This is a genomic window from Pollutimonas bauzanensis, assembly GCF_040393045.1.
GTDB lineage: Bacteria > Pseudomonadota > Gammaproteobacteria > Burkholderiales > Burkholderiaceae_B > Pollutimonas > Pollutimonas bauzanensis_A.
Map to the genome: position 1 here is coordinate 1 of NZ_JBEBUX010000152.1, position 9,615 is coordinate 9,615.

Below are 9,615 nucleotides of genomic sequence, written 5' to 3' on the forward strand. Positions count from 1 at the left end.
AGCGTCTGCACTATTTGCTCCACATCGCGCTGGCGTTGCTGCGGCGACACCCCATCGGCGCCCAGATGTTCGCGAATATGCCCTTCCAGCACCTGGGTCATTAACCCGTTTACCGCACCCCGGATAGCGGCAATTTGCTGGAGCACCGCCAAGCAGTCCACCTCTGCTGTAACGGCCTTTTCCAGCGCTTCAGCCTGCCCTTTAATGCGTCGAATGCGGGTTAACAGCGGTTTTTTATCGCGAGCAGTGTGCGCCATGTATTTTCCGTTTCATTAATCTATACAGGGGTATAGTATATTACTGCTCTCGCCCACCAGAACCACATACGATGAAATACCCCTTGCCCGACCACCCTTGGAACCATTCCCATGTCTTCCATGACGGCAATCCCCTAGCCCAAAGAAACACCACCTTGGCAGCCGCTCTCACTGCAACGATGATGGTGGTGGAAATTGTCGGCGGCTATGCGCTCAATTCCATGGCGCTACTTGCGGATGGGTGGCACATGAGCTCCCACACGCTGGCCCTAGGCCTGTCCGTGCTGGCCTATATCTTGGCGAAACGGTTTGCAGCCGATCCTCGCTTTGCGTTTGGCACCTGGAAAATTGAGGTTTTAGCCGGTTATACCAGTGCGCTTTTGCTTGTCCTGGTCGCGGGGTCGATGCTCTTCCAGTCTATTGAACGTCTATTGTCTCCCGGCCCCATCTACTACGATCAGGCTATTGCACTCGCTTGTATTGGCCTGCTTGTAAATATTGTCTGTGCTTGGCTGCTCAAAGATGGGCACGGCCATAGCCATGATCATCATGGACACGACGAGCATGGCCACCATCATAAGGATCTCAATCTCCGTGCAGCCTATATTCATGTCATAGCCGATGCCGCGACATCTGTTCTGGCGATTGTTGCGCTTATCGCCGGAAAATTCTGGGGAGCAAATTGGCTTGATCCCGTAATGGGTATCGTGGGTGCGGTGTTGGTCGCGGTGTGGGCGTATGGCTTATTGCGTGATTCGGGACGCGTGCTGCTCGATGCCGAAATGGACGCGCCGGTTGTAGCCGAAATTCGCCAAGTAATAGAGTCAACCCCAGCAAAGGCAACCATCAGCGATTTGCATGTCTGGCGTGTTGGTAAAGGCAAATTTGCCTGCATTCTCGGGCTAGTGACCGAGGCCGAAGTCTCTCCCGATTATTACCGACATCAGTTACGCATCCATGAAGAATTAGTTCATATCACAATTGAGATAAATAAAATGGATCAAAGCCACCGCAACGCCTGAAAGCCCTACGCCTTTCTGGAAATAGTATGGTTGCCTCCAACCTCAAATCATCACTCAGCAAATTAAGCATACAGCCATTTCCGAGCTCCAGTATGTACAGCACGAGTCGATCCCGTCTTACCACCTTGGTTGGGCCGAACTCAATACGATTCAGTATGCTGGGCTTCAGGGGTGATAAAGCGTGCCGCACTGCCTGACTTGTGGGTCCAGACAGAATCTTACTCACTCGGCCAGCTCTGATGCCACCGTCAGTAATCAAGCACTGGATGTGTCCACAGAAAAACTTACAGGAGCGGGGTTCTGATAGAATGACCCGCCAAGGCGATTTCCACGCGCAGGTGTTAACCAAGAATGAATATTTATGATTAATGCCACGCCATCCATCAAACTTGGTAGTTTCCTCCAAATAGCGCCTTACCTTGCAATGCGAGGCGTGTCGCCGCTGGAGTTCTTCCAGCGCCTCGGCATTTCGCCAAATATTTTCCAGAATCCCGATATATGGCTGCCGCGGGCGATCTGCTTTCATATCGCCAATGAAATGGCAGCGGTCGCACAAGATCCGTTTGGCGGCGCCTACGTGGGACATTTGACGGAAATACGCTCACTCGGCACCTGGGGTGCATTGATCCTGGACTCGACTAACCTGGCCGAGGCTTGCGCAATGGCCGCTGCGAATGCATCCATGCTGCATCAAGGTGGAGAAATAAAAATCGTCACCGAGGGGCGTACGACAAAACTCGTCCATCATTTCACGGGCGAATACGGGTCGGATCCCAGACAATTCATTCTGGGAAGCCTTGCTGTACTTAGAAAAGTCCCTCTTATGGCCAACGAGGCATCGGCCATACGCGTCCACATCAAAGGCTCACGGGCAAGAGGAGATGGGGCGCTCGAAGAATCCCTGGGCCCGAACCTGGAGATGAATGCAGACTACAACATGATCGAATTCGATCGTGATCTGCTCGACACCCCGCTGACACACACGCGCGATGATGCCTGGAAAACCACCGATGCTCTGAAGTGGACGGTTGAAACAGCAGGCATGCTGATCAAGCAGATAGCGGATTCAAACCAATCAAAACTTGCCATCCTTTGTAGGAGTATTGGCATTTCTCCCAGAACGCTGCAACGCCGCCTCAAGTATTGTGGCGTCGATTTCGACGAACTGCGTGATGAAACGCGCCGCAGCGAAGCCCTTAAGCTGCTTGCCGACGGGAAATATAACGCCACCGAAATTGCCTATATGGTCGGTTATAGCGACCAGGCGCATTTCACGCGCGCCTTCAAGCGCTGGACAGGAAACACGCCATCTAGCTACCGCCCTGCCTCAAAGCAAGATGGGATGGACAACGGATAACATCCCCTCTGCCGTCCGACGGCATCGCCCTACAAGCCAGGCGTATGCGCAGCAAAACATCCGGGGCTTCCCCTAGCTTCCGTAACGCTGAAGCTGGGAACTCGGGACATCGGGCGCTCCGCTCACTTCGAAAACAGAAAAGTCACTCCAGCCCGGAAACCCCAGCCAGCCGGCCCACTTTCAGGCGCAGCAGCCCAATAGCGTGCACCGACCTGGAAGCTGACTGGCTGCGAGCCCAGTTTCACTACCTTTGAAACAGTGAAGTTAACCGGAACACTCCACTGCGTCTCTTTCCAATCATAAGAGCTCTCCGTATCCAATCCGAACGTCCATGCCTTATTGTTGGTGTAAGACAAGAACGGCTGTAGGAAGGTGGAGCTGATATCTCTACGGTCACTGTCGCCCGCCAGCGACCAGATGTGATTGGCCAATGCCCCATAGGTCAAGCCGTCCTTTTGCTTCAACAAGACCGCAGAGGGACCTAAGCCCCATTTTCTCGCACCCAGCAGCGAGTGTGTGGCGGAAGGTATCAACAGGGCTGGTCCCGCTCCCCAGATAAGGCCATCTGACGTGGCTCCTTTAGGAGAAAAGAAGAAACTCTGGGTGATATCCCCCAAACCCGACTGGCTGCCTGACTTTCCGACGATGTTATGTTGGGAAACCACCGGAAGGATAGTCCGGGAAATAATATTCCAGTCCTCATTTATAGAAAACGGAATAACGGGCTGCATGTTGACATAGGATTTATATCCATCAGAAGAACCATAGCCGCTATCGTAATTGAACTGAAAAGGAACGCTGACCATTGCGGCTACGGGGTTCGCAAGCTGCTTGGCCAAATCTACCTCTTCAGCATTCGATGACGCCTGTAGTCCGAGCGCCAAAAGCATAAACATTATTAATTTAAATTTCATATTGCCTATTACGTATTGCCTACGCCTAAAAAAATATTAGCTATCTTCTTAAGAAGCGCAAATTCAAACCCTATGCTCGCGTACGTCAGAATCGGTAGGTAATCCCCACGATCGGCCCCTTCTGAATGACGTCGAACTCGAATCCGTTCTTTCGATAATCCACCCCCTGGATTCGATAGCCGGCCATCGCGGATAGATTATTTTTTATCTTATAGCCAACGCCTGCAGCCACGTCCCAGTCTAGATTGGCCTGACCGGCACCGATGTTTCCCCAACCGGTGAAATAAACTTTGTCGGCGAAGAAATATGTGCCACGGACACCGGCAACCATGTCAACCCAGGTAGCGCTGTCGCGCGGTTTCACATGGTCGAGAATTCCCCCTTGAAAATTCAATTCGGTGCTCACGCTCCAGATACGTACCCCGGCAATCAAATCCAGATGCAAACGGTCCGTGCTCTGGACTGTGTATCCACCACCCAGCAGGCCTGAGAATGATTGCGAGGTCACTCCAATTTTTTCCGCCAAGCTACCCTCGGGCATAGAGCCTTTGGCAGAGGTCTTCGTATACGCCACATCGGCGAAGATGCTGTAGCGGCCTCGACGCCCCTCGATGATCCCCATGAATGCATAGTCCAGCTCATTAAAAATCTGCCCAAAATCAGATTTGATCCTGACAGACGAAGAATTAAACTGCCGGACCTTGCCCTGTACCCCAGCCATCCAGAGATAGGGGCTAGCGCTGAACTGCCAACCGGAACGGTCTTCGAATCTGACTGCTAGAGAGGAGTCCGCAAGGCTGCTGGTTTCACCCGCTCGCGCGTCCCCCGGCAACGCCGCGGTAGCCGCGAGCAACAGGGCGAACAGAAAGCTGGCGCTCCTCTGCCCCCTTGACAGCAACCAGTTGCAACGAGGGAGATACTCAGCCCGTTTCCGGTTGGCGTCATTCCCTATATCGCCAAGTCCGTATGCAACCGCTTTCATGAAAGCGCGGCGGCCTCGGCCTTACAGTCCATTGCCGCACTTCCTCCCGCCGCCTTGACGCTCTTCAACTCCTGTTTCGCGGCATCCAGATCAGCCTGGAAACCGGCATCGCTTTGAAGCCTGCTGACCGTCGCGGCGCCCATGATTCTCCCGGCGTCCACATCACTTTGCCAATGCGCATTGCAGATCACGCGGCTCTGCCCAAACGCAAGGCCGCGTGCCAGCAATGCATTTGCTCGTTGCGGGTTAATTTCGGCCAGGACAAGCGCCCAGGCCCATCCCGCAGCGGTGTGGCCCGAGGGATAAGAGCCATCATTTCGCAAGGTTTCTTCATCCTGCGGCGTGCACGTTCCTTCGTTATGCAAAGCAAACGGCCTAGTTCGGTTGTATTTGTTCTTGACTCCATAGGTGGAAAGCCCTGCATCCGTCAGTACACGCTGCATAACCTGATAGGTCTTCGGCGTGCCTTTCTCGTCAATCCTGACGCCAATGGCACAAGAGAAATTCTCTGCAGGCGCCGGGAACTTGAGATCGGCATCCCGTCTGGCCATATCCCAGCGGGCAGTTCCACTCAGCGCGAGGGCGGCTTTTCTTGCCTCTTCGTCTCGCGCAAACGCGGCGCTGTCTTTCTGGGGAGGAGGCCCGAGGAGCTGCAAGCTATTCGGAAGGTCCGCCTGTTTCAGGTAACCGGGGGCCAATTCGAAATGCAGATCGGTCACTTTCCCCATTCCAGGGGAAAGCGCTTGCGCGCCGAGCCACCCGGAAGCCGATACACACAGCATCCCACCAACGACTGCAAGTGTGCGGTTAAAAATCGAGATTTTATACATGCGAGAATCCTTAATTCATCGAGCCACGAGCTGTGGCTGTGGAAAACGCCATTGGCCACTAAGTATCTGTTCATCAGGCTGATAGAGCCTCACCGTGTAGTTCCAGCCTGGCATCGTAGGCAGACAATTAGCGATCTTTCCGTCGCAGCCACCGAACTGAATGACAATCGAACCATCATTACTTTTTTCGGCGGTGAGGTTATTCAATGAATAGGCGTCATACGGATTCTTCTCGAAGTAACCGTCTGCGTTGTAAACGCTCACAGACCAGAAGCTGTTGACCGGGACATGCCCGACCTTGAGGCGATAAACGGTTTTTCCATCGTTCTTCGGTATTACCCCGCTAAGGTAGGTTGCATCCTTGCTCGGATTTCCGCCCCATCCCGTCGCAGTTCCGATCAGGTGCTGGATCGGATCGACCAAGCCCCTCGGCCCGAAAGCCTGATCGTAGTTGGGAATCGTCGAACCCAGAACCAGCAGGGCATCACGCACCTTTTTCTGACTCGCCTGATCCCATTTAGGAATGACAAATTCCCCGGCCTTGTCTTGGTTGACCTGGATGTCATCCTGCAGCGCATGCACCCGTTCAAGGTCTTTTTTATCGGCCGAGTCCCCCAACGTGCGGATAGCGACAAAGACATAGCGCGTGCCGATATCCTTTTTCGTCAGAGTGTGGCTACCCGCGCCATAAAAGACGGCGGGTACGTAGTGGTCTTCGTCGACCACTTGCATCGACATGAATCTCTTACCCGCCTCAGGCAGCTTGATCGTAACTGGACCTGCATCGAGATCGAACACCGCTACTGAGTAAAGCGTGTCTCGATTCATTCGGATTACATTCTGGGCGTCGATGGGAACCGGTTCCCGGCTATGGACAAATTGCCCAAAGCTTCCATCTGCCACCATTTTTCCCATGTAGAGGTCGGACTCGGCACGGGCAAAATTGTCGACACCAACGAGTATCGCCGCATCAGAGGAGGCCAGAGCGTTCGCCCCCCCAAAAGTTGCCAACGTCAGGGCGACCGTTCGCACTACAGATGAATAAAACATTTTCAATCCTCTATATCCGATGAAAACCTGCATCCGCCAGCCTTGCATTTTTTTCGATGCGTGGCCGGCAGATGCAGCGCATGTTGTCCGTTCGACGACCTGGCGAATTCTATAAGGGCATCTCGCCTAGGGCTTGCCATTTGATGCCAAAGACGCTGACGACAGGATGTGTGCTGCGGCAAACATGCATCTTTATCATTCGAAAAAGTAAGGTTCTTATAAAAACTGAGAGACGTCGCTGGGCCTTCCAAAAAAGAACCCTTGAAATGCTGAGCAGCCGACATTTTTCAGATATTTGAACTGTTCAGCCGTTTCGACGCCTTCGGCCACAATATCAACACCCAGCGCTTGCGCCAGCATAATCATGGCCTTAACAATGCCCTGATCTTTCTTGCTCACCACAACGTCGTTAATAAAAGTCTTGTCAATTTTTATACGGGAAACCGATAAGTTCCTCAGATAGCACATGGACGAAAACCCCGTGCCAAAGTCGTCTATGGCAATGCCTACACCGGCACTCCGGATTCTCTTGAATTCACTCTGATGTCTGTTGCCCGTGGAGTTAAAAAAAACGTTCTCTGTTACTTCGAGAATGAGCCTTCCAGGCTCAATTGCATACTTTTCAACTAAGCGCAAAACCTCGTCAAAAAAACACGAGCTATTAAACTGATGCACACTGATGTTGACACTCAAGGTCCATTTGGAGGATTTTGGGCTTTTAGCCCATTGCTCCAACTGCTTGCAGCTTTCTTCCAGTGCCCAAGCTCCCATATCGACTATGGCGCCGCTTCGCTCCGCGATCGGGACGAATTGCGAAGGGGGAATCTGGCCATACTCGGGCGAATTCCAACGCATCAACGCTTCCATACCTATAATTTCTTGTTGTCGATCAACAATCGGTTGAAATCGCAAGAACAGCTCCCCGCGCGCCAGGGCATTGGCCAGTGCATCTTGCAGCGAATGAAAGGCCAGAATGGAGGCATGTTCAATTTCGCCATAGAACATAAACGTGTTCGCGCCCTTCGCCTTGGCTAAGTGCAAGGCCCAATCCAGACGCATCATCACCTCATCCAAACTCGCTCCGTTCCCCTGCATCACCATCGCACTGGCACAGCCGGCGATCGAGATGTCCTGGTTAAGACTGCACTCCCCCAGCGATCCGATTTTTAATTGATATGGCAGGGATAAGGCCGTCAGTAATTTTCTGCTTAGAAGCTCTATCTGTTGAACGGCAGAAATGCGGTCGGCCCCCATTCTCGTCAGAATCACAAGAAATTCGTCACCTCCCATTCTGGAAAGTGTCCCCTCCCCGGGCAAGCATGCGGCTAATCGTTCGGATACGTCGACCAAAAGGCGATCGCCAACCCCGAATCCAAACTGATAATTCACCTTTTTGAATTCATTCAGATCAATAGAAATCAATCCAAAATAATATCCGCTACGCCTGGACTGCGCTTGCTGTTCAACAATTTTCTCCGAAGCTGCGCATCGATCGGGCAAGTCCGTCAAAGCGTCTCGATGGCTTAACCGATCAATCATGTTTTGCTCGGAGATATTCGATATGCTGATTAACCGTTGGAGCCTCGACTTCAGTATTTTCCATGCCGCCCCCTTCCCTGCACAACGAAATTGGTCGAAGAGAAAACCATCAAGACTGTAGATTCCGCGCCGCAGCGCACTGCTTTTTTGATGGTCGAAGTTAGATTAAGAGAATGCGCCGACGAAATCTTGCCATTTGACGCCAAGATTGAACCAACTGCCGGCTTGCGCGCCAGAAAACACTTCAGCCCAGCCATTAGTTTTGCAATACCGTCACGAGAACTCATGTTTTGGGGTAGCAAGCCATATTGGCATCGAATGGCAAGCCCAAGCACTTTTTTTCTCGTAGACTCAAAAAGTTGCGCCTTCGTAATACAACTGCACCGGTTATTTCAGTCAAAGATATGAAAATTTACCCACACCTGATGACCTGCGAGCATTGCGATAGCGTGTATCAACGCTGCGGGTTGGTAGCAGGCCAGGTTGCGCACTGCAATCGATGTGAAGCCGTGCTCCAACGGGCCAATCCATTGAATATTGATCGGTGGCTGGCATTGACCATCACAACAGCAGTCGTATTTCTGATCGCGAACGTTTGTCCGGTGGTACGCATCAGCCTGAATGGAATGCACAGAGAGGCGACCTTGTGGGAATTTTCATGGGCCCTCGCACAAGGAACAGTGGCGCCAATTGCGATAGTTGCTGCATTAGTGATTATCTTGGTGCCACTCGCACAGATTGTCTTGCTGACATGGGTGCTGGCTTATGCGCGCGTTGGCCATCGCGCACCAGGTTTTGCATCGGTACTGCGAATACTGGCGCTCTTGCGACCGTGGAGCATGGTTGAGGTTGGCGTGCTCGGTATTTTGGTGGCGGTTATCAAGCTGATCAGCCTTGTGGAAGTAGCCCCCGGCGCTGGCATCTGGGCGACCGCTATCCTTATGGTGCTCATCACAGTGACTACCAACCGCGATCTCTCTTCGCTGTGGGAATTGACCGAAAGTGATTCAGCGTTGCGAAGGGGATATGCGACATGAATAGACTGCCATTCGCAAGCGATTTGTCGATAGTAGGCTGCCACACATGCGGGCTTGTTTGCGAGAACGTTAAGACAATTGGGCGAGCCGCTCGCTGCCCTCGCTGTGGCTCAATGCTCCATTCTCGACGTCCGAACGGCATTACTCGCGCCTGGGCTCTGCTCCTAACTGCCGTCATCTGCTACATCCCCGCCAATGTGTTGCCCGTCATGTACACGAGTCTGCTTGGCAGAGGCACTAGTAGCACCATCATGGAAGGGGCTGTGGAGTTCTGGACGTCTGGTTCCTATGGAATTGCATTAGTAATTTTCATAGCGAGTGTGGCGGTGCCTTGCGGAAAATTCCTGATTCTTGGACTGTTACTCGCGACCTCACAACGGCGTAGTCGATGGGCGACGCGAGAGCGCGCCAAGTTGTATCGCATGGTGGAGTTCGTCGGGTACTGGTCGATGCTTGATGTTCTGGTGGTTGCCGTGGTAGCGGCTTTAGTGCAATTCCAAGACCTGACCGATATATCGCCGCGCATCGGCATCCTTTTCTTCGGCATGGTAGTGATATTTACGATGCTTGCGGCTATGTCCTTCGACCCCAGACATATTTGGGACGGTGAAATCAATGGTGATGATG

Annotated in this window: 10 protein-coding genes; 4 read left to right on the forward strand and 6 right to left on the reverse strand. The window is 52.6% G+C overall.

Annotated features, from left to right (window positions below; all coding sequences use genetic code 11):
• Positions 1 to 257, reverse strand: a 257-nt coding sequence (locus ABWO67_RS17415) for a metal/formaldehyde-sensitive transcriptional repressor (protein WP_353153980.1), incomplete at its 3' end; no start/stop codon positions are given.
• A 71-nt stretch (positions 258 to 328) separates the two neighbouring features.
• Here ABWO67_RS17415 and dmeF point away from each other — a divergent pair.
• Positions 329 to 1,279 (forward strand): CDF family Co(II)/Ni(II) efflux transporter DmeF, encoded by a 951-nt coding sequence (gene dmeF / locus ABWO67_RS17420; protein WP_353153988.1) that lies wholly within the window; start codon positions 329 to 331, stop codon positions 1,277 to 1,279.
• A 361-nt stretch (positions 1,280 to 1,640) separates the two neighbouring features.
• A complete protein-coding gene (locus tag ABWO67_RS17425) occupies positions 1,641 to 2,636 on the forward strand; it encodes an AraC family transcriptional regulator (protein ID WP_353153991.1) in 996 nt (331 codons plus the stop codon).
• Positions 2,637 to 2,758: 122 nt separating this feature from the next.
• Here the strand turns inward: ABWO67_RS17425 and ABWO67_RS17430 are convergent, their stop codons facing one another.
• The 5 genes from ABWO67_RS17430 to ABWO67_RS17450 form a co-directional block, all read right to left on the reverse strand.
• Positions 2,759 to 3,550 carry a transporter gene (locus ABWO67_RS17430; protein WP_353153994.1) on the reverse strand — a complete coding sequence of 264 codons (792 nt, stop codon included), beginning with the start codon at positions 3,548 to 3,550 and terminating at the stop codon, positions 2,759 to 2,761.
• Between the two features lie 85 nt (positions 3,551 to 3,635).
• A complete protein-coding gene (locus ABWO67_RS17435) occupies positions 3,636 to 4,532 on the reverse strand; it encodes a hypothetical protein (protein WP_353153997.1) in 897 nt (298 codons plus the stop codon).
• A complete protein-coding gene (locus ABWO67_RS17440; protein ID WP_353154000.1) occupies positions 4,529 to 5,362 on the reverse strand; it encodes an acid phosphatase in 834 nt (277 codons plus the stop codon). Before ABWO67_RS17440 ends, ABWO67_RS17435 begins: the two co-directional genes overlap by 4 nt.
• 15 nt (positions 5,363 to 5,377) lie before the next feature.
• Positions 5,378 to 6,412 (reverse strand): DUF1254 domain-containing protein, encoded by a 1,035-nt coding sequence (locus ABWO67_RS17445; protein ID WP_353154003.1) that lies wholly within the window; start codon positions 6,410 to 6,412, stop codon positions 5,378 to 5,380.
• 216 nt (positions 6,413 to 6,628) lie between these two features.
• Positions 6,629 to 7,951 (reverse strand): putative bifunctional diguanylate cyclase/phosphodiesterase, encoded by a 1,323-nt coding sequence (locus tag ABWO67_RS17450; RefSeq protein ID WP_353154006.1) that lies wholly within the window; start codon positions 7,949 to 7,951, stop codon positions 6,629 to 6,631.
• Between the two features lie 404 nt (positions 7,952 to 8,355).
• On the opposite strand from ABWO67_RS17450, the gene ABWO67_RS17455 reads away from it, so the two are divergent.
• Together ABWO67_RS17455 and ABWO67_RS17460 are read left to right on the forward strand one after the other, a co-directional pair.
• Positions 8,356 to 8,988 carry a paraquat-inducible protein A gene (locus tag ABWO67_RS17455; protein ID WP_353154008.1) on the forward strand — a complete coding sequence of 211 codons (633 nt, stop codon included), beginning with the start codon at positions 8,356 to 8,358 and terminating at the stop codon, positions 8,986 to 8,988.
• Positions 8,985 to 9,615: paraquat-inducible protein A (locus ABWO67_RS17460; protein ID WP_502930043.1), on the forward strand; the 631-nt coding region annotated here is incomplete at its 3' end. The genes ABWO67_RS17455 and ABWO67_RS17460, both read left to right, overlap by 4 nt.